At 51.3% G+C, this 22565-nt stretch carries 19 protein-coding genes and 1 other RNA gene; 7 read left to right on the plus strand and 13 right to left on the minus strand.

The genetic code is table 11. From position 1 onward, the window contains the following. From mraY to mraZ, 7 genes are read right to left on the minus strand one after another with little or no spacing between them, the layout of a single operon-like run. Positions 1-1083, minus strand: coding sequence for a phospho-N-acetylmuramoyl-pentapeptide-transferase (mraY, locus tag CRO03_RS17815; RefSeq protein WP_097113031.1), 1083 nt, complete (start codon positions 1081-1083; stop codon positions 1-3). Then, on the minus strand, positions 1077-2480 hold the full coding sequence (locus tag CRO03_RS17820) for a UDP-N-acetylmuramoyl-tripeptide--D-alanyl-D-alanine ligase (protein WP_097113032.1): 1404 nt from the start codon (positions 2478-2480) through the stop codon (positions 1077-1079). Before CRO03_RS17820 ends, mraY begins: the two co-directional genes overlap by 7 nt. Continuing rightward, complete coding sequence (locus CRO03_RS17825; protein WP_097113033.1) at positions 2477-3961, minus strand: UDP-N-acetylmuramoyl-L-alanyl-D-glutamate--2,6-diaminopimelate ligase; 1485 nt, start codon at positions 3959-3961, stop codon at positions 2477-2479. Before CRO03_RS17825 ends, CRO03_RS17820 begins: the two co-directional genes overlap by 4 nt. Continuing rightward, the gene (locus tag CRO03_RS17830) at positions 3951-5702 is read right to left on the minus strand and encodes a penicillin-binding transpeptidase domain-containing protein (RefSeq protein ID WP_097113034.1); all 1752 of its coding nucleotides are present in this window, start codon (positions 5700-5702) and stop codon (positions 3951-3953) included. The genes CRO03_RS17825 and CRO03_RS17830 overlap by 11 nt, the downstream gene beginning before the upstream one ends. Next, entirely contained in the window at positions 5699-6007 is a 309-nt protein-coding gene (gene ftsL, locus CRO03_RS17835) for a cell division protein FtsL (protein WP_097113035.1), read from the minus strand. Before ftsL ends, CRO03_RS17830 begins: the two co-directional genes overlap by 4 nt. Continuing rightward, complete coding sequence (gene rsmH / locus CRO03_RS17840; RefSeq protein ID WP_097113036.1) at positions 6004-6963, minus strand: 16S rRNA (cytosine(1402)-N(4))-methyltransferase RsmH; 960 nt, start codon at positions 6961-6963, stop codon at positions 6004-6006. The genes ftsL and rsmH overlap by 4 nt, the downstream gene beginning before the upstream one ends. Beyond that, the gene (gene mraZ / locus CRO03_RS18480) at positions 6964-7428 is read right to left on the minus strand and encodes a division/cell wall cluster transcriptional repressor MraZ (protein WP_019677036.1); all 465 of its coding nucleotides are present in this window, start codon (positions 7426-7428) and stop codon (positions 6964-6966) included. Between the two features lie 396 nt (positions 7429-7824). On the opposite strand from mraZ, the gene CRO03_RS17850 reads away from it, so the two are divergent. Beyond that, positions 7825-8670: a MurR/RpiR family transcriptional regulator gene (locus tag CRO03_RS17850; protein WP_097113037.1), complete on the plus strand. Its 846-nt coding sequence runs from the start codon at positions 7825-7827 to the stop codon at positions 8668-8670. Positions 8671-8776: 106 nt separating this feature from the next. Here CRO03_RS17850 and CRO03_RS17855 read toward each other — a convergent pair whose 3' ends face one another. Beyond that, the gene (locus CRO03_RS17855; RefSeq protein ID WP_097113038.1) at positions 8777-9871 is read right to left on the minus strand and encodes a dipeptide epimerase; all 1095 of its coding nucleotides are present in this window, start codon (positions 9869-9871) and stop codon (positions 8777-8779) included. Between the two features lie 11 nt (positions 9872-9882). Beyond that, entirely contained in the window at positions 9883-11286 is a 1404-nt protein-coding gene (locus CRO03_RS17860) for an SH3 domain-containing protein (RefSeq protein ID WP_097113039.1), read from the minus strand. Positions 11287-11524: 238 nt separating this feature from the next. Between CRO03_RS17860 and CRO03_RS17865 the strand changes: the two genes are divergently transcribed. Together CRO03_RS17865 and CRO03_RS17870 are read left to right on the plus strand one after the other, a co-directional pair. Continuing rightward, a complete protein-coding gene (locus tag CRO03_RS17865; RefSeq protein ID WP_097113040.1) occupies positions 11525-14374 on the plus strand; it encodes a TonB-dependent receptor domain-containing protein in 2850 nt (949 codons plus the stop codon). Positions 14375-14524: 150 nt separating this feature from the next. Further along, positions 14525-16033: a tryptophan halogenase family protein gene (locus CRO03_RS17870; protein WP_212682451.1), complete on the plus strand. Its 1509-nt coding sequence runs from the start codon at positions 14525-14527 to the stop codon at positions 16031-16033. 143 nt (positions 16034-16176) lie between these two features. Here CRO03_RS17870 and rnpB read toward each other — a convergent pair. Then, positions 16177-16545, minus strand: an RNA gene (rnpB, locus tag CRO03_RS17875) — RNase P RNA component class A. A gap of 24 nt (positions 16546-16569) precedes the next feature. Further along, positions 16570-17418 (minus strand): 16S rRNA (cytidine(1402)-2'-O)-methyltransferase, encoded by an 849-nt coding sequence (rsmI, locus tag CRO03_RS17880; RefSeq protein ID WP_097113042.1) that lies wholly within the window; start codon positions 17416-17418, stop codon positions 16570-16572. Between the two features lie 76 nt (positions 17419-17494). Here rsmI and CRO03_RS17885 point away from each other — a divergent pair, with 76 nt between their 5' ends. From CRO03_RS17885 to dolP, 4 genes are read left to right on the plus strand one after another with little or no spacing between them, the layout of a single operon-like run. After that, entirely contained in the window at positions 17495-19333 is a 1839-nt protein-coding gene (locus tag CRO03_RS17885; protein ID WP_245861730.1) for a penicillin-binding protein activator, read from the plus strand. Between the two features lie 16 nt (positions 19334-19349). After that, entirely contained in the window at positions 19350-19694 is a 345-nt protein-coding gene (locus CRO03_RS17890) for a YraN family protein (RefSeq protein ID WP_097113044.1), read from the plus strand. Positions 19695-19706: 12 nt separating this feature from the next. Next, complete coding sequence (locus CRO03_RS17895) at positions 19707-20294, plus strand: SIS domain-containing protein (RefSeq protein WP_097113045.1); 588 nt, start codon at positions 19707-19709, stop codon at positions 20292-20294. Beyond that, positions 20291-20860, plus strand: coding sequence for a division/outer membrane stress-associated lipid-binding lipoprotein (gene dolP / locus CRO03_RS17900; RefSeq protein WP_170949055.1), 570 nt, complete (start codon positions 20291-20293; stop codon positions 20858-20860). Before CRO03_RS17895 ends, dolP begins: the two co-directional genes overlap by 4 nt. A gap of 58 nt (positions 20861-20918) precedes the next feature. Here the strand turns inward: dolP and CRO03_RS17905 are convergent, their stop codons facing one another. Continuing rightward, positions 20919-21596, minus strand: coding sequence for a DUF599 domain-containing protein (locus CRO03_RS17905; protein ID WP_097113046.1), 678 nt, complete (start codon positions 21594-21596; stop codon positions 20919-20921). A gap of 43 nt (positions 21597-21639) precedes the next feature. After that, the gene (gene rarD / locus CRO03_RS17910) at positions 21640-22554 is read right to left on the minus strand and encodes an EamA family transporter RarD (protein ID WP_097113047.1); all 915 of its coding nucleotides are present in this window, start codon (positions 22552-22554) and stop codon (positions 21640-21642) included. Positions 22555-22565: the final 11 nt, after the last annotated feature.

Genomic DNA, 22565 nt, shown 5'->3' on the forward strand with positions numbered 1-22565 from the left:
TTATCTCAGTTTCAGGGTCGCCAGACCCACCAGCACAAAAATGATTGATAATATCCAGAAGCGGACAATAACCCGCGGCTCTGGCCAGCCTTTTAATTCATAGTGATGATGAATAGGTGCCATCCGGAAGATCCGCTGGCCGCGCAACTTATAAGAGCCAACCTGCAAAATCACCGACACGGTTTCCATCACAAAAATGCCGCCCATAATAAACAGCACAATTTCCTGGCGGACTAAAATGGCAATCACTCCCAGTACCGCACCCAGTGCTAACGAGCCGACATCGCCCATAAAAACCTGGGCCGGATAGGTGTTAAACCACAGAAAACCCAGGCCGGCGCCGATTATTGCGGCGCACAGTACTACCAGCTCGCTGGCATAGGGCAGATAAGGAATATTCAGATAGCCGGCGAAGTTAACGTTGCCACTGGCATAAGCAATAATGGCAAAGGCACCGGCGACCATAATGGTAGGCACGATTGCCAGGCCGTCCAGACCATCAGTCAGATTAACGGCATTACTGGTGCCAACGATAACGAAGTAACTCAGCGCCAGAAACAACAGACCAAGTTGCGGCATTACATCTTTAAAAAAGGGCAGTAACAAGGCAGTTTCGGCCGGACGCTCAGCCGTCATATATAAAAACAGCGCGGTGACAATGGCAAAAACCGACTGCCAGAAGTATTTCCAGCGGGCGATAAGACCTTTCGAATCTTTACGGATAACTTTGCGGTAATCGTCGATAAAGCCGATAGCGCCAAAACTGACTAATACAAACAATACGACCCAGACATATTTGTTGCTGAGGTTCGCCCATAGCAGGGTACTGACCAGAATAGCGCCGAGGATCAGCAAACCACCCATGGTAGGGGTGCCTTTTTTCGAAAAATGGCTTTCCGGGCCATCACCCCGTACCACCTGGCCAATTTGCATTTTCTGCAGGCGGGCTATCAGGATCGGGCCAAAATATAAACTTAAAAATAATGACGTTAGCACGCCCAGAATTGACCGGAAGGTCAGATAGCTGAACACATTAAAAAAGCTAAAATACTGGGTTAAATATTCGGCTAACCACACTAGCATGGGCTACGCTCCTGCTGACATCTTTCTAGCAAGTCCTGCACGACTAACTCCATTTTCGCACTACGAGAGCCCTTAACGAGTATGGTGACACTTTGCTGGGTTGTAATTAGCGGTATCAGCCGGTCTAACATCGACTGCCGCGAGCTGAAATGCGAGCCTTGTCCGTTGAACAAGTCACTGGCGCTCTGTGATAACACACCCAGGGTGAATAACAGATTAATACCGGCATGTTTGGCGTATAAACCAATCTCTTCGTGGTATAAACGGGCATTGGCACCCAGCTCAGCCATGTCACCCAACAGTAACACCCGGTAACCCGGATAACTGGCCAGTAAATCGATTGCCGCTTTTGCCGACTCAACATTGGCGTTGTAACTGTCGTCAATCAGCTTAATTTGCGGGTTCAGTTCAATAATATTGGTGCGGCCTTTAACGCCCGCCATCTGTGCCAGCCCCAGCTGTACATCACTTAGCCTGGCGCCCACCGCTACCGCAGCGGCAGCCGCAGCCAGAGCATTAGCGACATTATGCTTACCCGGCAGGTTTAGCTGCACCAGTACCTCGTCGCTGCCATATATCAGCTTGAACTGAGCACAACCCTGACTGTTTAAGCTGATTTGCTCAGCCCGGATATCGGCCGTGCTGTTGTCAGCGTCACTGTCAGTTTTGTAGTCACTGGCAAAGCTGATAATTTTTAAATGCTTACAACGGTTACGCCAGTATTCGGTAAACTCGCTGTCGTGCTGCATAATGGCAATACCGCCATCTGCGATACCTGAGAAAATCTCGCCTTTTGCCCGGGCCACACCGTACGTATCGCCAAAACCTTCCAGATGTGAGGCAGCGGCATTGGTAATAATGGCGACATCGGGCTTCACCAGCGAGGTAGTATAAGCAATCTCGCCGGCATGGTTGGCACCCAGCTCCATCACGGCATACTGGTCTTTTTCTGTTAAGCGCAGCAGGGTTAATGGCACGCCGATATCGTTGTTAAAATTACCCTGGGTGGCCAGCACCTGGCCGCAGCGGCTCAGTATCGCCGCCAGCATTTCTTTGACCGTGGTTTTACCGGCACTGCCGGTTACCGCTATGGTTTTCGGCTGTAAGCGGGCTTTAATTGCGGCCCCTAACTGACCTAAAGCCTGGCGGGTATCGGCCACTATTATCTGGCTGATATCACAATCCAGCGGCCGGTCGACCACGATTGCCGCAGCCCCTTTAGCCATAACATCGGCAACAAAACGGCTGCCATCAAAATTCGGGCCTTTTAAGGCAATAAACAGCGCACCACGGCTTATCGTTCGGCTATCTGTACTGACGTCGCTGATTGGATGATTGTCACCAATTAACTGCCCTTGTAACAAGGAGGCTATTTCTGCACAGCTTAGCGTTATCATAATGCCATCTCCGACATAAGTTGCCGCACGTAAGCACGCTCATCATAGTGTTGTTGTTCGTGCCCGATAATCTGGGTGGTTTCGTGGCCTTTACCGGCCAGCAGGATCACATCCCCGCGCTGGGCGCTGGCCAGCGCCAGTTTAATGGCCAGCTGGCGGTTCGGTTCTATCCGGTAATTATCATAAAAATCAGCGTCCTGCATGCCGGCAGCAATGTCCTGACAAATCTGCAGCGGCGCTTCACTGCGTGGGTTATCTGAGGTAACAATGCAGTGATCAGCATACTGCTGCGCCAGTTGGCCCATTAATGGCCGTTTGCCTTTGTCACGATCGCCGCCACAACCAAATACGCACCATAGCCGGCCGCCACAATGCTGACGTAACGCTTGCAGTGCCTGCTTTAAGGCATCAGGCGTATGGGCGTAATCGACTACCACGGTAACGCCATGACTGAATGGAAACTGCTCCATTCTGCCTGCCAGTGGCTGCAGGCTGCTGGCAGCGTGCAGTAGTTCTGTTAAGTCATAGCCAAGCGCCAGTAAGCTGCTGATAGCCGCCAACGCATTCTGAATATTAAATTCGCCCAGCAGCGGTAAGTGCAGTTTATGTTCGCCAGCCTGGCTACTTAATAAACACTGAAAACCCTGTTCGGTGGCGGTTAGCTGGTGGTAGCCCAGAAAACGGGCGTAAGCCTGACAATCTTCAGCTTTGCCATACGCCCATACCGGAATATCGTTACGAATGGCCAGTGACTTACCCAATGGATCCGAGACATTCAGCACCGCACAGCGGCTTATATCAGGTTGAAACAGCAAGCTTTTCGCCTGGCCATACTCTGCCATGCTGCCATGATAATCGAGATGATCGCGGCTTAAATTGGTAAACACCGCCACCTGAAACTGCAAGCCAGCTACCCGTTGCTGCACCAGAGCATGGGACGATACTTCCATCGCCACTAGCTGTCGTTGTTGTTCAACAAACTCAGCCAGAATACGCTGCACTTCAATATAGTGCGGTGTGGTATTCAGCAATGGTGTTAGCTGCTGCCAGTGACCGTAACCCAGGGTACCAATTACCGCGGCCGGGGTGTCACATTGCTCTGCTAACTGGTTGATAAAACAGCTGGTACTGGACTTACCATTGGTACCGGTAACGCCAACCAATTGCAGCTGTTGCTGTGGCAGCTGATAAAACCGCGCGGCCAGCTGGGGCATTTGCGCCACGAGATCAGGCAGTACCACTATGCTTTTATCCTGCGCATGCGGATGCTCAGCATCAATACTATCGGTCAGCACCAGTGCTGCCCCCTGAGCCAGCGCCTGGTCAATATACTTATTACCGTGCTCCCGGGTACCCGGCAGGGCGACAAACACATCGCCCGCTGTTACCTGGCGGCTATCCAGCTGTAAATGCCGCAGCGGCCGGTCAGCAACCTGGGTAGCCAGTTCAGGCAACCATAAATGCAGCTGGTTAGTTGACATTGCGGCCTCCTGCACGGCTGATAAGCGCCGGGCCGGTATCGGCATCGGGCGTAACATTCAGTAACTGCAGGCTGGCGCCCATAATACTGGCAAATACCGGCGCGGCTATTTCACCACCGTGATAAAAATCACCGGCAGGTTCATTGATAACCACTACCGTGACAATACGTGGGTTTGACACCGGGCCAACCCCGGCAAACGAGGCGATGTAATCGTCACCGTAGCCACCAGCAATAGCTTTGCGGGCAGTACCTGTTTTACCGCCAACCCGGTAGCCGTAAACCTGCGCCCGGGTTGCGGTGCCGCCCGGGCCAATATTCGCTTCCATCATTTCCAGCATGGCCAGCGCATGTTTTTCTGCCAGTACCCGTTGCCCCGGATATGGCTCGTTATTTTTAATTATGCTCAGTGGCCGGTTAACGCCGCCGTTGGCCATGGTGACGTAAGCGCGGGCCAGTTGCACCGCAGTAACCGACAAACCATAACCGTAAGAAAAGGTAGCGCGTTCAAAGTCCGACCAGCGCTGGCGGTAACTGAAAATACCGCTGCTTTCACCGGCCAGGCCCAGGCCGGTTTCTTCACCCAGTCCCATATTGTTATACAAGGCCAACACGTGCTGGTGTGGCATGTCCAGTACCAGTTTAGCCACGCCCATATTACTGGACTTCTGAATAATGCCGGTTAAATCCAACTCTTTATAATTATTTGGGTCGCGCACCCAACTGCCGCCAATCCGCATGGTACCCGGGTGCGTGTCCACCACGGTATCCAGGGTGGCGCTGCCAAATTCCAGCGCACTTAATACCGCCAGCGGTTTCATGGTTGAGCCCGGTTCGAAGGTGTCGGTAACAGCACGGTTGCGAAAACGGTGAACCGGGGTGTTGCGCCGGTTATTCGGATTAAAAGACGGGCTGTTGACCATTGCCAGAATTTCACCGGTCGCCACATCAACCACCACAGCCGAGCCTGAGGTAGCACCATGGGATAACACCGCCTTTTTCAGTTCGCGGTAGGCTACTGTCTGAATTCGCTGATCAATGCTTAGCTGTAAATTGGCCGGCATGGTGGCGTCCTGCCGCTCCAGCACTTCAATTTCCCGGCCTTTGGCATCTTTACGGAATACCTTGCGACCGGCAGTGCCGGTAAGCAAGGCATCAAAGCGCTTTTCTATTCCTTCCACTCCAACATCGTCGACGTTGGTAAAGCCAATTAGCTGGGCGGTCACTTCGCCGGCCGGATAATAGCGTTTCGATTCCTGGCGGAAGTAAATACCGGGCACTTTCAGCTTTTTAACGTAATCGACCACAGCCGGGTTAACCTGGCGCTGTAAATAAACAAAGCGCCGTTTCGGATCATCACCCACCCGGCTCAGCAATTGCTGCGGGGTCATTTGCATAATGTCGGCCAGTGCATGCCAGCGTCGCTCGTCACCCGGCGCATTGCGCTCGATAACAATTTTAGGGTCGGCCCAGATAGCCTCGACCGGCACACTTACTGCCAATGCTTCACCATGGCGGTCGAACACCATGCCACGCATTACTGTATCGGCTTCTACCCGCAAACTACGGCGGTCGCCCTGACTTACCAGCATGTCAGGCTCGACCACCTGCAACCAGGCAGCCCGGGCCAGCAAAGCAAAAAATACCGAGGTCAGCATCACCATTACAAACGCAAAACGCCAGCTAATCACTGACGGATACTGGCGGGCTTTGGCCTGGCTTTTACGTGGTTTAGCTGTCATTGCGGCCTCACCATAATTTCCCGCTCACCACTGGGTCGCTGCATATTTAAGCGCCGTCTGGCGATATCCTCCACCCGGCTGTGTTCGGCCAGCGATCGTTGCTCCAGCAGTAAATTGCGCCATTGGGTGTCTAACTGATCGCGTTGCTGGTAATAGGTATCCTGAGCAATGGTCAGCTGGCGGTTTAAATGAGCCAGATACACCACTGCCAATGCTGAAACAATACAAGCCAGCAACAGCACACCGGCCAGCTTATGCTGACGCCAGTCCTGACTGATTAAACGTTCCAGCTGAATTTGACTCATTGCGCCGGCCCCTCTGCTATCAGCTGTTTTTCCGCAATCCGCAGCACAGCACTGCGCGCGCGCGGGTTTGCAGCCAGCTCGGCCTCGGACGGCATAATAGCTTTACCGATCAGTTTCAACGGAATAGCCTTCGACAACTGCGCGTCAGTTAGCGGCATACCACGGGGTACCGGTTCGCCTTTGGAATAACGCCGCATAAACTGTTTAACCAGCCGGTCTTCCAGCGAGTGAAAGCTGATCACCACCAGCCGACCGCCGGGCTTCAGCACCTTCATGGCGGCATGCAATGCCAGATTGACCTGCTCCAGTTCGCTGTTAACGTAAATACGAATGGCCTGGAAACTGCGGGTGGCAGGATGCTTTTTCTCTTTATGGCTTTTCGGCACGCTGTCGCTAATCAGTTTCGCCAGCTGCGCAGTGCGGCTAAAGGGCGTCTCCACCCTCGCCGCCACTATTGCCTGGGCAATCCGCCAGGCAAACCGCTCTTCGCCATATTCGCGCAGTACAAAACTGATATCTTCGACATCAGCTGTCGCCAGCCACTGGGCGGCCGATAAACCACTGCTGGGGTCCATCCGCATATCCAGCGGGCCGTCACGCATAAAGCTAAAACCACGATCGGCGTCATCCAGTTGCGGGGAAGACACGCCTAAATCCAGCAAAATGCCGTCAAGTTTGCCGCTGAGCTGTTGTTGCTCAGCTACGGTTGCCAGGGCGGCAAAGGGGGTGTGAGTGATGTGAAAACGCGCATCAGCTTGCAGTGGGGCTGCAGCAGCGATGGCGGCGGGATCGCGGTCTATGGCGAATAAGCGGCCGTGCGGGCCAAGTAAATTCAGAATTTCCCTGCTATGGCCGCCACGACCAAAGGTACCGTCCAGGTATACCCCGTCGGCTTTTATTGCGAGTCCGTCAATTGCTTCTTTCAGCAAGACAGAGATATGAGCGTGGCTAGTCATTTACAGTACAAAGTCCTGTAATCGTTCAGATAATTCAACGGTGCCGGCCTGAGCTTGTTCCAGTTCAATATCAGCGGTTAAGCGCTCATGCCAGGCGGCTTCGTCCCAGATTTCAAATTTGTTCAACTGACCTACCAACCGGATATTCTTGGCCAGGCCAGCGTGCTGACGCAGCGGTGCCGGTACTAAAATACGGCCGCTTTTATCCATATCGCAGTCAGTGGCGTTACCCAGTAATAAACGCTGCAGGCGGCGTTCCTGCGGGTTCAGGCTGGACAGAGACTTTAGTTTTTCTTCTATTTCTTCCCACTCTGCCAGCGGATACAATAATAAGCAGGGATCATGCAAGTCGATGGTGCAGATCAAGTGCCCCTGATTTTCAGACAACAGGATTTCCCGGTAACGCGCTGGTAGCGCTAACCGTCCCTTATCATCCAATGTCAGTGTAAATGACCCACGAAACATAACTTATCTGCCTGGTTAAGCGGCCTGCGATTTTCAGCGCAGCGCCAGCCTGAATCGATTGGAAAATTCCAAAATGATCCACAATTACCCACAAATCCCCACAACGATACAGTTTAGGGCTCTGCTTTAACCAATGTCAAGGTAAAAACCGAGTCTGATGATCGATAGAGATCCAGTAGAATCGGGCGCTCGGTTGAAGTTGATGATTTTGGTGGGGAAAAGTGGTGAATGCAGTAAGGATTATCAGCCGGCCCGGCAAAAATTAATTTAGCAATGCCGGCTTTTTCAGCAGAAAACTTGCTATTGCTGAATAAATTATTCAATATAAATTTACATATCGCATAACTAATTTTTTATAACCGGCAAGTAAGCCGGTTGAGCCTAAGACCACCGCCTATGCTGAGTTTACTGAAGATACGTGGCATGTTGGACCAGATGTCGGTTATTGAGCGCAAGCTGGCCGAGTTTATTCTGGACAATTCTCATATGCTGCGCGATTACTCCTCGCAGCAATTAGCTGATGCTGTGGGTATTAGCCAGTCCAGCGTGGTGAAGTTTTGTCAGAAGCTGGGCTATAAAGGTTACCCCGACCTTAAGCTGGCGATCAACGAAGCAGTGGTAACAGCCAGCACGCTGAACCGGGATCAGGCCGATAAAAATAACGATGACGGCAGCTTGCTCGGAATTGGCGAACAGTTACAGTTCAGCCTGCAACAGCACTTGCGGACCTTGCTGACCATTAACGATGAGAAAACCCTGCTGCAGGCAGCGCGTTTATTGCAAAGCGCCGATAAAATACTGCTGGCTGGTTTTGCCAAGTCAGCAATAGTGGTTGCAGACATGCAGTTCCGCTTGCTGCAATTGGGGAAACTGGCGTTGCATCATGCCGACCCGGCATTGGCGCTGCAACTGGCCCGCAGTCTAACCGACACCAGCGTGCTACTGCTGGTATCTGATTCCGGCCAGAACAGTGACTTATTAAAACTGGAACATTATGCCAAAAGCCGTCAGCTGAAAATTATCTCGCTTACCAGCTATAAAACCAATGCCCAGAGCCTGGCGGCCGACATTACCCTGTTTACCTTAAGTGCCGAAGAAGATATTCGGTTAAACCCGATTTTAACCCAGCTGGCGCAGCAGCATCTGTGTCATATGCTGTATTTGCAGCTATGCCACTGGCAGAATAACGATTTGGCGCTGACCGAAAGTACCGAGTTAATGGGCCTGCTGGAAAAGCCCTGATTTGCAGCAGCAAACTCAACACTCATAACTCATAACTCAACACTTAACACTAAACACTAAACACTAAACACTAAACACTAAACACTAAGCACTCAACACTAATAAATCAGGACAGCATTTTCAGGCCATCGATGGCAGTAATCCCCAGCCCCGGCGCATTACCAATGGTAATGTCAGCGTCATTGAAGCTGACACTGCTGGTTACCGGATCAAAGGCACAGAGCGACGGCCCGTCTAAATCAATTTTGGTAATGACATCTGACTTGGCTACCGCCACATGCACCGCCGCCGCCACGCTGATACTGCCTTCGAGCATGCACCCTATCATGCACTGCATATCGTAAAACGAGCAGATATCGGCAATTTTAATGGCATTGGCAATCCCACCGGTTTTCATCAGCTTAATATTGATAATATCGGCGGCACGCATTTTTATCAGTTCTATTACTTCGCGCGGGCCAAAACTGCTTTCGTCGGCCATGACCGGGGTATGCACCCGCTCAGTAATGTATTTTAAGCCTTCTAAGTCATACGCTTTAACCGGCTGCTCTACTAATTCCAGCCGCACCCCGGCATCTTCCAGTTTACGCAGCGCATACACGGCTTCTTTGGCGGTCCAGCCCTGATTCGCATCCAGCCGGATTAATGCCTTGCCGGCGACAGCAGCATAAATGGCTTTCACCCGCTCAATATCCACCCCGATATCTTTGCCCACTTTCACTTTCAGGGTTTCAAAACCGCGGTCGATGGCACTGAGGGAATCGGCAACCATTTTGTCGATATAGTCGACACTGATGGTAATATCTGTCGTTATTTTTGGTACGCCACCACCCAGAATTTTGTACAAAGGCGCCTGATACAGCTGGGCAAATAAGTCATAGACCGCCATTTCCACCGCTGCTTTGGCACTGTAGTTTTTCATAATAGCGCCCTGAATAAGGCGGATAATATGGTTTAAATCGGCAATCTGCTGACCCACCAGTTTGGGCTTTAACACACTTTTAATAGCATCAATTATCGAGCCATGAATATCACCGGTAATCACCGCCGTGGCAGGCGCTTCACCATAGCCAATATGGCCGGTGTCGGTTTCTATCATTACCACTACATCTTCAATTTGCTGTACGGTACGCAACGCCGTTTTAAAGGGCGTTTTCAGCGGTATGGTAAGCATGCCCAGCCGGATATCGGTAATTTTCATAGGTGCCTCGGTTAACGCAACGATTTAATTGCGTATATTTTATCCAGATAACTGCTGTCAGCCGTCAGCTGCAGCGGGGTTAACGGTGTTACCGCCACCCCATTTAAAATGCCCTGATACAGCTCAGGCGTTGCAGCAGCGTCTTGTTCAGCGTTTTGTTCACGAAAATAGGCCAACTCATGCACTGAATGAATGACAAAGGGCTCGCCATTATCATTGCCCAGGTACAACATGACGTGACCCGGCCGGTAAATTAAGTCACCGGCGCTGGCCTCACTGATCGCCGCCAGCTTGTCGCTGTGGCTGTTATCTGCCGTAAAGCGGATATTGTCGCCATAGCTGCCCTCGCCCTGCTGGCCGGAGTTACGTGGCATCAGCAAACCGAAACTGCGGTAAATTTCAATAATAAAGCCGGTGCAATCGCGGCTGTCATAGTCATGGCCCCAGCCGTAGCGATCACCGAGAAACTTGAACGCCTGCTGCAGCACATTGGCCGGTGTATACGGCAGGTAACCGATATTGACATCCTGCTGGCGGGCAATTAACGCCGGGGTAAAATCCAGGCTGCCATCGCTGTTCCGTACCGGCAATTTAACAATATGGCTGGCATGCGGGTTCTGGCCGTGCACATTGTGGCCGGTATTTTTAGTAGTGAGTAGTGGTAAGCGGCTGCCCATATCCAGCAGTAATTCTGAAATGGCCGGTACAGCCGGCGTGAAGCTGGTGCGTGCCCGGGCACCGGTAACCACCAGGAAAGGCGTTTGTTCGCTGTATGCCAGCACCTGCTGCCGGTCGCCAATTGCAACATCTTCTGCCTGTACCCAACCGGTGTAATGGTAATTCTGCAGCAGCAGCCACTTGCCATCACGGCTTTGGTGTAGCACCGCGACCGCTTCGCCCGGAAACAAGGCAGTTTCCTGAAAGCGATCTAAATCCAGCGCCATATTCTCATTGTGCACCCGGTCTGCAGTCGGCATGCTGCGTAAATCCGTGCGCTTTACCACCAGGCCAAACTGCACCGGGTTGTCAGCCTGCACTGCCTCAATATTAAGATTATGTTGGTAGCGCTGCCACTGGGCAGCTGTTACTGCTGTGCCATCGGCATAAAAACGCGGCTGGCCGGGCGACGCGCTGGCGCTGGTTATTTTCTCAGCTAAAACAGCTGCCGCTAAGCTTTGCGGTAAATCTGCCAGCAGTGTCATTTCAGGCTGACGGCCAAAGGTATCTTGATTGCGGGCACTGATTTGGCGTTGCGTTAACAGCACCGTGTTGGCATTTGCCACCTTTGCCAGCCAGTAGTCAGCCGTTAAATGATCGGTTTTTAACATAGGAATATCTGACTCAGCATATACATTTCTCTGAACACCGCTGCCACCCAGGAATAAAAGCACTATTAACCAATAACCTAGCTTCATTTCACCCTCTTATCAGCACCAAAAAAATGCCAACTGACTTTTATAATAGCTGCAAATAGAATCAAATATTCCAATTAATAGTAATTTTTAGCATAAATTATTTTCAAAACCAAAAAATTATTGCTATGTTAATTTTGTGCAGAAAATAAACATCTGCCAGTTGCGATAAAAACGGGCGTTCAGAACCCGACTAACGGATAGCGATAATAAGACACAACTGCAAATCCAGGAGACAGTGATGAAGTTGACCAAGCTTATTCAGGCCCTCACCCTAGCCGGCCTTAGCACACACGCTTTTGCGCAGGATAATCCTCCGCAATCTGACACAACGGACCCAGACGCCAAAATTGAACGTATTGAAGTGACAGGTTCCAGCATAAAACGCCACAATATGGAAGGTGCTTTGCCACTGACGGTTATCTCGAAGTCTGACATTGACTCAGCAGGTATTACCAACGTTGATCAGCTGATGCTTAACCTGAATATCGGCGCTAACTCAAATGATAACCTTGCCAGTAATGCAGGTATTGTTGGTGGCGAAGAACGCGGCAACAATGGCGCATCCAGTGCCAATTTAAGGGGGCAAGGACGGGACTCTACACTGGTTCTGCTAAATGGACGCCGGGTAGCAACCCATGGTATCCAGGGCCGTGCCGTAGATTTAAACTCCATTCCTTTTGAAGCCATCGAACGAGTGGAAGTACTGCGGGATGGTGCTTCGGCCGTCTATGGTACAGACGCGATTGGCGGTGTTATCAATTTTATTCTTAAGAAAAACTATGACGGCCTGCAGGCTTCCACCTTCATTGATCACACACAGGACGGCGGTGGTAATATATACCGCTTAAATATGTTAGGCGGAACCGGTGATTTATACGAGGATGGCTACAATTTGATGGCCAGCCTGTCTTACAGCAAAGCTGAAATATTGCGCGGAACCGATCGCGATTTTACCAATACTTTCCAGCCAGAGCGTGGTTTATCACCTGATACCCGGGGTACGCCGTTTGCTTCAATAAATAACCGTCCAGGCTCAATTGACAACCTGATAGGGACTGGCCTGGTTGATCCGGAAACGGGCTTGTCCCAAACCGTTATGAATGTTCTGGCATTGCCCGGTCAGGCTGGTTGTGCAGCCGGTGGTGATGGTATGGACGTCGATACCGGCGCGTTATGGAATCGTTCCAATGAAATTTTCAGCTGTGCCTGGGATTACCCACGTGCCTCAGTGCTGCAACAGCCGGTTGAGAATTTAAACCTTGTTTCCAGAGGCTCCTTCATGCTGGAAAATGGTGATGAAGCCTTTGTGGAGGTGGTTGGCTCTCATGTCACCAGCAATAAGGTGTTTGAACCAAACCAAATCACGCCATGGGCCATTGGTGTAGAGGGGTTTTATCCCAGCACGGGTGAGTCTTATGATTTCATCGCCAATGCCTTAGCAGATCATTATGGTGAAGAGCAAATCAATCGCGGCGCACCTATTGCTTATCGCTGGCGTTGTGTGGATTGCGGCCCGCGTGAAATTGAAACGACCACCAAGGCATACCGGCTTTTAGCTGGTTTGGAAGGGATGTTGTTTGACGATAAGTGGGATTACAAGCTAGGTGTTTCTTATGCTTCCAGTGAAGCGGAGTCAGAGCTGGGTAGAGGTTATCACTTTACCGGCTTGCTGGCTGAAGGGCTTGGCAGTGGTGATATCAACCCGTTTTTATTGGCGGGTCAGTCACAAAGCAGTGCTGGTATGGCTGCCTTAGATCGAGCGTCTGCTGAAGGTACTATTCTGTTCGGCGGTAAAACCACCATGCTGCAGGTTGACGGTCTGATTAGTGGCAGTTCAGGTTGGGAATTAGCGGGTGGTGAGGTAATGGTCGCTGCAGGCTTTGACTTCAGACGGGAAGGTTATGAATTCCAGGGTGACAGGCGTGCAGCCGATAATCGGCCTACAATTTACGGTGCCCCGTTTGATGATGCCAATGCGCTGGATGACGTAAGCCGCAACATTAAGGCGCTGTTTGTAGAAGCACTGATCCCCGTCACCTATGACTTTGAAGTAAACCTGGCGGTGCGTCATGACCGTTATGATGGGTTTGGTGGCACTACCAATCCGAAGGTGTCAGTGAAATATGATTTAACCGAGGATTTGATGTTGCGCGCTGCCTACAGCACCGGATTCCGGGTACCATCCTTCAACCAGCTGTATAACGGTGTATCAGAACTGCCATATACCGGACTTGACTTTGCTGACCCGGCTCTTTGTCCGGGTGGCCAGGTAAATCCGGATGATCCGAATTGTTCCGAACCATTGCAACCGTCCATGCTGTTTGGCGGAAAAGAAGACCTGGGCCCGGAGGAATCCGATCAGGCAAATATTGGCCTGGTTTGGTCACCTGTTGATAGCGCTACTTTCACGGTGGATTACTGGGAAATCAATAAAGAGGGCACGATTCAAACCCTTAGCTTTGATGAGTTGATTGATAACTTCGAATTATTTGAAGACAACTTTATCCGCGATAGCAGCGGCAACCTGCTCACCATTGATCGACGTTGGGTGAATGCCGGTGAGCGCAAGACATCAGGCGTGGAAGTCAATGCCATGTTCAATGGCGAGCTGTATGATGGACGATGGGGGCTGTCTTTCAATGGTAGCTACCTGATTGAAGACCGTAAACGCATTCTTCCAAACGCAGAATTTGGCGACAACCTGGTAGGAACACACAGCCGGGGCAATATCCCGCTGCGCTGGAAACATACTGTGTCGTTTAACTGGAGCCGCGGAGACTGGACGCATAATCTAATCCAGATGTTCCGGGACAGTTACTTAGACGAGGTACCACCTGGAATTGCTTCAGGAAATACCCGTCCTGCTAACTGGAATCCAGTGGTGACAAGTTACACAACTTACAATTACAGTGTAACTTACAAGGGTCTGGATCAGTTGGAGTTAACCTTCGGTATCAAGAACCTGTTTGACAGAGATCCACCATTCACTGCTCACCAGAACGATTTCTCACCTGGTGCTGCGTTTGATCCGCGGGTGGCTGATCCAAGAGGCCGGGCGTTTACCTTACTGGCTAAGTATACCTTCTGAAGGCTAGTTCAGAAGTAGCCAGGGTGGTATGGTAAACACCGCAGCAAATAAGCGGCCTCAGGCCGCTTATTTTATGCTTCAAGAACCTGACTGTCGGCTTCTCCGACAGATTTAATTATGTATCCTGGCCTGGCAAACAGGAGGCCATTTGTGACAAATAACAGTAGTGCTATTCAACGGATTTGTATTCTTGGTGGCGGCACCGCAGGTTGGATGACTGCGGCCGCGCTTTCGAAAGTCTTTGCTGAACAATCCATCCAGATTGAACTGGTTGAATCCGAGAGTATTGGTACAGTCTCTGTGGGTGAAGCAACCATCCCACAAATCAGAGCGTTTAATCATTTGCTTGGCCTGGATGAGATGGACTTTATTCGTCATACCCAGGGCACATTTAAGTTAGGTATTGAGTTTATAGACTGGTACAAACCGGGTACTGCTTATCTGCACCCATTTGGCCCTTATGGTGCCAATATGGCAGGTGTACCTTTTCATCATTATTGGTTAAAGCACGGTTGTCAGCGGCCGCTGGAAGACTATTGTCTTGAAGCGATGGCAGCTCGCGCTGGTAAATTTATACCTGTTCTGAAACGTGCCGGTGCTCCGCCACGGCAGGTAAATTATGCCTTTCATTTTGATGCGGTTGCCTATGCTGATTATTTGCGTAAGTTTGCTGAGCAACGAGGGGTGAAGCGGAGCGAAGGCCGGATGCAAAATGTAGTACTTGACCCTGTTACCGGGTTTGTACAGGCGTTGCTGATGCAAAATGGCCAAAAGATTGAGGCTGATTTTTTCATCGATTGCTCAGGCTTCAAAGGATTAATTATTGAGAAAGCACTCCACTCCGGTTTTGAGGACTGGAGCCACTGGCTGCCTTGTGATCGCGCTATTGCTCAACCCTGTGCTGCAACAGAAGCGCCAAAACCCTATACCCAATCTATTGCTCAGGCTGCCGGCTGGCAATGGCGAATACCGTTGCAAAACCGGGTAGGTAATGGCCATGTTTATAGCAGCCATTATGTTGACGATGACGAAGCATTACGAGTATTGCATAACACCATGCTTGGAGCCCCACTAGCTGAGCCGAACCTGTTACGCTGGCAAACCGGACGCAGGCGTGAGCCCTGGAAAAAAAACTGTGTCGCTATCGGGCTATCAGCAGGCTTTCTGGAACCGCTGGAGTCTACCGGTATCCAACTGATCCAGTCGGCTATTTCCCGCCTGCTCAGCTTATTTCCGGATAAAAGCTTTGCTGCTGAAACCATTGATACCTACAACCGCTATAGCAGCCTTGAAATGGAGCAGATCCGCGATTTCATTATTTTGCACTACAAAGCGAATGAGCGGCAAGACGCTGATTTTTGGCGCTATTGCCGTACAATGAAAGTGCCGGATAGTCTGAAAGATAAAATTCAGTTATATCGTCAAACAGGCAGAATTTTCAGGGAAAATAATGAGTTATTCAGTGAAATTAGTTGGCTATCCGTGTTGAATGGCCAGGGCATTTTTCCGGAAAGCTATCATCCGCTGGCAGATCAATTTCCAGCCGCGAAGTTAGACGCACAGTTAGCCATGTTGCAACAGCAAGTGGCGGATAGTGTTGCTGAAATGCCAGGTCATGCCGACTTTATTGCCCACAATTGCCAAGCCAATTCATCCTGAATTGTCAGTTGGTACTGACCTTTGATCTTACCTTGTTCCTGGTACCTTTTGCCCGCCTTGTGCGGGCTTTTTTCTGGCAGCAGCCGGCAACAGGTTATAAAAAAACCGCGAAGAGCAAAAGCTCAGCGCGGTTCTGTGGTTATTAGGTGAGTTAGCCATTAAGCCGGGTTCTGTGCTCTGTTGCCAGAGTGACAATCATTCCTCTAGGACTCAGGTCACCCTGAGCCTCAAGCAATCTACCCGCCCTCAACGCGGGCCGCGCCATAGAGGGCCTATTTGATCTTGCTCCGGGTGGAGTTTACCGTGCCACGAACTGTTGCCAGTCGCGCGGTGCGCTCTTACCGCACCCTTTCACCCTTACCTGATCCCACTTGCGTGGGCCATCGGCGGTTTGCTCTCTGTTGCACTGGTCGTAGGCTCACGCCCCCCAGGCGTTACCTGGCACCCTGCCCTGTGGAGCCCGGACTTTCCTCCCCTTGCTTGCGCAAGCAGCGATTGTCTTGGCCAACTCAGCGCGCATTATACGTGAAACGACGTTAACTGCCAGCCCATTCTAGAGCCAGCTTATACAGGGCATTTTTCTTTTCGTTATGAATTTGCGCCGTTAATGCGGCGGCCTGTTTTACCGGCAGTTCGGCCAACAGGATTTTCAGGGTATTTTGCACCTGTTCACTGATGTCACTGGCGGCTCTGGCTGGCTCTGACGCTATCATCAGCACCATTTCACCCTGACAGCGCTGCGGGTCCTCGTTAAGCCAGGCCTGAATATGCGCTGGCGTACCATGACAAAAGGCTTCAAAGGTTTTAGTCAGCTCTTTCGCCAGCACCAGTTCGCGATCAGCACCCAGCACCAGTGCTACATCGTCCAGACAGGCCTGAATACGCCGCGCGGTTTCGTAACAGACTATAGTGCCAACATCGGCCGGCAGTGCCGCCAGCTGGGCCTGGCGCTGACTACTTTTTGCCGCCAGAAAACCAATAAATAAAAACTTGTCGGTTGGCAGGCCCGCGGCACACAGCGCCGTAATAACGGCACTGGGCCCTGGTATTGGCACCACCCTGACCCCGGCTGCCCGACACTGCCGCACCAGATTATAGCCCGGGTCGCTAATCAACGGAGTACCCGCATCGGAAACGAGCGCCAGGTCTTCTCCGGCCAGACAGCGTTCGATAATACTGGCTGAGCGCTGCTTTTCATTATGATCGTGCAACGCCAGGGTTCTGGTTTGCACGCCCAGATGCGCCAACAGTTTGCCGGTATGGCGGGTATCTTCAGCGGCGATACAGCTAACCTGCTTTAACGTAGCAATTGCGCGCTCGCTAATGTCAGCTAAATTACCGATAGGTGTGGCAACAACATACAAAGATCCGGTTTGTTTGGTCATATTTCGCTATTTAATTGAGCTTGGCGGGCAGTCTAAGTAAGATAGCCCTATTAAAAGCCTAATGGTACTGTGCAACGTGAATTCCAGCAAATTAAAGCCACTGCTATTTTTAAGCCTGTGCGGCCTGTTAGCCAGCTGCGCCCAGCAACCCACTACAACGGCTGAACGCCCTGTGGTATCGACAGAGCAGGATTTGCCGGCCACAATTGTTGAAGATGCCACTGCGCTTTATCAGAAAGCCCGCGACTATCAGGGCGAGGCCCGGCAAATTCATTTACTGCGCGCGGCCCGCGCGGCGCTGGAACAACAACAGTATCCGCTGGCACTGGCGATAACCCATACCCTGGCAAACAGCGAGTATTATCTGGTGCGCCAGCGCAATATTCTGCTATTGCTGCAAGCCTATCTGGCGAATAATGAGCTGGAACGAGCCAGTGTCTTACTGGAAAACACCAGCCTTGATACCTTGCCAGAGGCTGATTTAAGCGAATATTTGTGGCACGGTGGCCAGTTTTATGCCAGACAGCAACGAAGCCTGGCCGCCAGCCGCTGGTTGCTGCAACTGGACCAGCAACAACAAAGCACCGATAACTACCCTGAGTTATGGGATTTACTGTGGCAACAACTTACCGCGTTAACTCAAAGCAACCTGGCGACATTACGGACCAATGCCACCAACCGCAACCTGGCCTGGCTAAATCTGGCTGAGCTGAGCCGGGTCAATATTGGCCAGCAAGACGCACTGCAGCAAGCGCTGGCTGACTGGCATCAACGCTATCCCTTTATGCCCGGACCGGATGCGTTACCGCAGGCGCTGCAGCAGCTCACTACCTTAACACCCTATCAGCCACGGCGGATTGGTGTGCTGTTGCCGTTAAGTGGTAATTTCAGGGCGCATGCCAAAGCCCTGCAATATGGCTTAATCAGCGCTGCCAGTGAACAGGAAATCGCACCACAGCTTATTTTTATCGACAGCCAGCAAAGCCCGGAGCAGATTACTGCCGCCTTAAAACAGCAGCTGGTCGATTTTGTGATTGGCCCGCTGCTGCGGGACCAGGTTGATTTAATCAGCCAGCAACAAGACTGGCCCTGGCCTACGTTGTTTTTAAACAGCCGTGACCCGGGCCAGCCGAAAAGAGATAATCACTTTTTCTATGCGTTAAGTCTGGAAGATGAAGCTGCCCAGATGGCCGAGCTGTTTCAGCAAAAAAATTACCAGCGACCGGTGGTGATCAGTGCCCGTAATAATATCAGCCAGCGGATGCAACAGCATTTTGCCAGTCAGTGGCAGGCGATGGACCACCCGACACCAGAGCTTTATCAGTTTAGTGCCAAAGCGGAACTGGAAGCGATTGTCAGCAGCTTGCTGGAAACTGATAGCAGCCAAAACCGCATTCGCAGTATCAGCAGCTTAGTCAGTGGTAATACTAAGTTAGAAGCAGAGCCGCATAGCCGGTTGGACATTGACGCCATTTACCTGTTGGCTGATCCGGTGCAAACCCGTTTATTTAAACCCTATGTTGATGTATCGGTAAATCAGACTGCACCGCGGCTGCCCGTATATGCCAGCTCGCGCAGTTTCAGTGCCAGCCTGGATCGTAACGAGCAACGCGATTTAAACGGCCTGACCTTTACCGAAATGCCCTGGATGCTGGGCGAGCAAAGCAGTGTGCAACTGCGGGAGCAATATCAGCAACTGTTCACCGATCAGGACGAAATATTGCAACGGATGTATGCAATGGGCCATGATGCCTACCAGCTGATCGCCCGCCTGAAACAACAACAGCATTTACCGGCACTGGTATATTCCGGTCTGACCGGTCAGCTTAGCCTGGATAACGATGGCAGCGTGGTGCGGCGGCTAAGCTGGGCCAGCTATCGCAATAACCGCTTAATTGCCGTGCAGGAACCCTGAGGGTGAATAGCGGGATATGAATAGCAAAGGGGAATACTACGAACAACTGGCGCTGGATTATCTGCAGCAACAGGGCCTGAGCCTGGTTTGCCGTAATTTTCAGTGCAAAGCCGGCGAAATTGACTTAATAATGCGTCAGGGCCAGCAACTGGTGTTTATTGAGGTAAAATACCGGGCCAGCGCTGCATTTGGCGGTGCCCTGGCGGCGGTTACTGCTGCAAAACAGCAGAAGCTGCTCAGGGCAGTGCGCTGGTACTTGCAGCAACATGGCGGTCAGAGTCAGCCTTGCCGGATTGATGTATTAGCAATTGAAGGGCGCGAGCCCTTTCACTACAACTGGCTGCAAAATGCGTTCAGTTAGAAGGACAGGGAAATGCAAGAACAAATCCGCCAGCTTTTCAGCGAAAATATTCAGACCATGATTGCCACCAGTGAAGCGCTGGCCGAGCCTATTGAGAACAGTGCGCTGGTTATTGTTAACAGCCTGATTAACGGCGGCAAAGTGCTTTGCTGTGGTGCCGGTGCCAGCGATGGCCTGGCGGGCCATTTCGCCCAGCTGCTACTGGATCAGTTTGAAACCGAACGTCCCTGCCTGCCGGCGCTGGCATTACAAAATGACATGTCCAGCCTGCACCCGAACAACCATATTAATCAGGATTATCTGGCGCGTCAGGTACGGGCGCTGGGAAGTGCAGCCGATGTGTTACTGGTTATTTCACTTACCGGCTCCGAACAAAGCTTAATAAAAGCAGTCGAAGCAGCGGTAACCAGTGATATGAAAGTGGTGGCGCTGACCATAGATAATGACAGCGACCTCGCCGGCCTGCTGAACCAGCAGGATGTCGAGTTAAAAGTGCCGGCCCACCGGCCAGCCCGGGTCTTTGAGTGCTACACCTTTTTGCTGCATTGCATTTGCGAACTAATTGACACTACGCTGTTTCCACAGCAGGGAGAACTATGAATATCAGCAAACTTATTGCATTGACTGTCGCCTTTGTTTTATTGCAGGGGTGCGCGGCAGCAGTGGTCGCCGGTGGTGCAACCGCGGCGAGTGCGGCGAACGATCGTCGTACCCTGGGCTCGCAGCTGGACGACAACAGTATTGTTATCCGCGCCCGGCGCACAATAGGGACTGCAGACAGTATTCCTGACGGCAGCAACATTAACGTCACCAGTTACAACGGGGTCATTTTACTGACCGGTCAGGTCAGCAGCAATACGATAAAGCAGCAGGCAGAGCAACTGATCAAAGATACACCTGGCATGCGGGATATTCACAATCAAATCCGGCTTGGCAACAGCACATCGTTAACCACCCGCACCCGCGACAGCTGGATCACTACTAAGGTAAAAAGCAAGCTGCTGGCCGATGATGATGTAAGCGGCCTGAACATTAAAGTGGTAACCGAAAATGCCGAAGTGTTTTTAATGGGCCTGGTGCATGGACCGGAAGCAGATAAAGCGGTAGATATTGCCCGCAATGTCGACGGCGTCGCCCGGGTAATAAAAGCCTTTGAGCGGCGCTAATCCGTGATTACAAGCGAAAAGGGGTCAGAGTGAATAAATTATTCACTCTGACCCCTTTTTAGCATTCCTGCAGGGCTTTCAGCACTTTAGAGTGAAACTCCCGCTGCTTCATTACTATCATCACCACCACCGCACTGACCATAAACAATATAGGGTCAATAAACCACGACAATGCCGATAACGAAAAATAAATAGAACGCAGGCCATAATTAAAAGAATGGCCGGCCTGATCAATGACCTTGGCAGCCCGGTTGGCGTATAACGCCTGATCATCTGCTGTTAAATCACGGCCTTCTGGCGCTGCGCCTATTAGTACCCCGCAAAAACCGTACTGGCGTAATGACCAGGTAAACTGAAAAAATGCAAAAACGAAAATAAAGGTCAGCAACAGCAACTTCAGTTGCACTGAACCTTCGCTGTAATTTGCCCAGGGCACCAGATTAGACAACATCAGGCTGAGCTTTTCAGCCGATGACATGGCAGTCAGTAAACCCGCTAAAATGAGCAGCGAACTGGAGGCAAAAAACGTAACATTGCGCTCCAGGGTGGAAATTAACCCGACATCAGCCATTTTATTGTCGCGGGTCAGCATTTTCTGCATCCAGTCAGTGCGCTTACGCCGTAACTCGAACGATAAACAACTAACCACTTTGGCCTTGCGTTTGGCAAACAGGGTATAGCCTATCCACAATACAAAAAACCAGATAACAGCAATTAAGTCTAACGGGCCTGGCATAACTTACTCCTGCAACGACATTAACGGTAAACTGCGCACTGGCTTAACACACCGCGCTGCGCAACAGGTTGCGCTGGTAACGCAGATGGCGCCATGCATCCATGCTGTAAATCAGCAAAGCCAGCCAGATAAAACCAAAGGTAATTAAACTGGCAGGCCGCAAAGGCTCATGATACAACCAGACCCCAAACACAAACATCAGGCTGGGGCCGATATACTGAAAAAAGCCCATAGTCGACAACTGCAGGCGCCTGGCACCGGCAATAAAGCATAGCAAAGGAATAGTGGTAACAAAGGCCGCGGCCACCAGCAGTAAATTCAAACCCGCGCTATTGTTCAGCATATTAACGGCACTACTATCGGCATAAAACCACCAGTACAGCAATGCCACAGGTAGCAGCAATAATGATTCAACAAACAGGCCGGTTATCGCCTCCACCGCCAGTTTTTTACGCAGCAAACCATAAATAGCAAATGACCCCGCCAGCGCCAGCGCGACCCAGGGAATAGAGCCAAAAATAACCACCTGGATCACCACGCCCGTCGCAGCCAGCCCCAGGGCAAGCCACTGCAGGGTTCTTAACCGTTCGCCCAGAAATAACATGCCCAGCAACACATTCAGCAGCGGGTTAATATAATAGCCCAGGCTGGCTTCCAGCATATGGTCGCTGTTAACCGCCCAGATAAACAGCCCCCAGTTGGCGCCAAGAATTACTGCGGTGAACAACAGCCAGAGCATTAACTTTGGCTGGCGCATTAACCGGATAAGCTGCCGACCCTGCTTCAGCGCCAGTAGCACCAGCAATAACAGCAGGCAGGACCAGACAATCCGGTGCACCAGAATTTCTGTCGCGGCAATAAAATCTATTTGTTTAAAATATAATGGGGCAATGCCCCAAAGGGTATAAGCACTGGCGGCGAACGCACCACCGAGCTTTTGTTCCCTGCTTAACGACATTGTGCAACCTC

This window comes from Arsukibacterium tuosuense (assembly GCF_900215315.1).
Classification (GTDB): Bacteria; Pseudomonadota; Gammaproteobacteria; order Enterobacterales; family Alteromonadaceae; genus Alishewanella; species Alishewanella tuosuense.

Excerpts from the sequence above, each read along its gene's own strand:
- dolP (WP_170949055.1), top strand. The coding sequence starts at position 20,291 with ATGAATATCAGCAAACTTATTGCATTGACTGTCGCCTTTGTTTTATTG.
- CRO03_RS17825 (WP_097113033.1), bottom strand. The coding sequence starts at position 3,961 with ATGTCAACTAACCAGCTGCATTTATGGTTGCCTGAACTGGCTACCCAG.
- CRO03_RS17850 (WP_097113037.1), top strand. The coding sequence starts at position 7,825 with ATGCTGAGTTTACTGAAGATACGTGGCATGTTGGACCAGATGTCGGTT.
- rsmI (WP_097113042.1), bottom strand. The coding sequence starts at position 17,418 with ATGACCAAACAAACCGGATCTTTGTATGTTGTTGCCACACCTATCGGT.
- mraZ (WP_019677036.1), bottom strand. The coding sequence starts at position 7,428 with ATGTTTCGTGGGTCATTTACACTGACATTGGATGATAAGGGACGGTTA.
- ftsL (WP_097113035.1), bottom strand. The coding sequence starts at position 6,007 with ATGAGTCAAATTCAGCTGGAACGTTTAATCAGTCAGGACTGGCGTCAG.
- CRO03_RS17855 (WP_097113038.1), bottom strand. The coding sequence starts at position 9,871 with ATGAAAATTACCGATATCCGGCTGGGCATGCTTACCATACCGCTGAAA.
- CRO03_RS17820 (WP_097113032.1), bottom strand. The coding sequence starts at position 2,480 with ATGATAACGCTAAGCTGTGCAGAAATAGCCTCCTTGTTACAAGGGCAG.
- rsmH (WP_097113036.1), bottom strand. The coding sequence starts at position 6,963 with ATGACTAGCCACGCTCATATCTCTGTCTTGCTGAAAGAAGCAATTGAC.
- CRO03_RS17865 (WP_097113040.1), top strand. The coding sequence starts at position 11,525 with ATGAAGTTGACCAAGCTTATTCAGGCCCTCACCCTAGCCGGCCTTAGC.
- CRO03_RS17860 (WP_097113039.1), bottom strand. The coding sequence starts at position 11,286 with ATGAAGCTAGGTTATTGGTTAATAGTGCTTTTATTCCTGGGTGGCAGC.
- CRO03_RS17895 (WP_097113045.1), top strand. The coding sequence starts at position 19,707 with ATGCAAGAACAAATCCGCCAGCTTTTCAGCGAAAATATTCAGACCATG.
- mraY (WP_097113031.1), bottom strand. The coding sequence starts at position 1,083 with ATGCTAGTGTGGTTAGCCGAATATTTAACCCAGTATTTTAGCTTTTTT.
- CRO03_RS17830 (WP_097113034.1), bottom strand. The coding sequence starts at position 5,702 with ATGACAGCTAAACCACGTAAAAGCCAGGCCAAAGCCCGCCAGTATCCG.
- rarD (WP_097113047.1), bottom strand. The coding sequence starts at position 22,554 with ATGTCGTTAAGCAGGGAACAAAAGCTCGGTGGTGCGTTCGCCGCCAGT.
- CRO03_RS17905 (WP_097113046.1), bottom strand. The coding sequence starts at position 21,596 with ATGCCAGGCCCGTTAGACTTAATTGCTGTTATCTGGTTTTTTGTATTG.
- CRO03_RS17890 (WP_097113044.1), top strand. The coding sequence starts at position 19,350 with ATGAATAGCAAAGGGGAATACTACGAACAACTGGCGCTGGATTATCTG.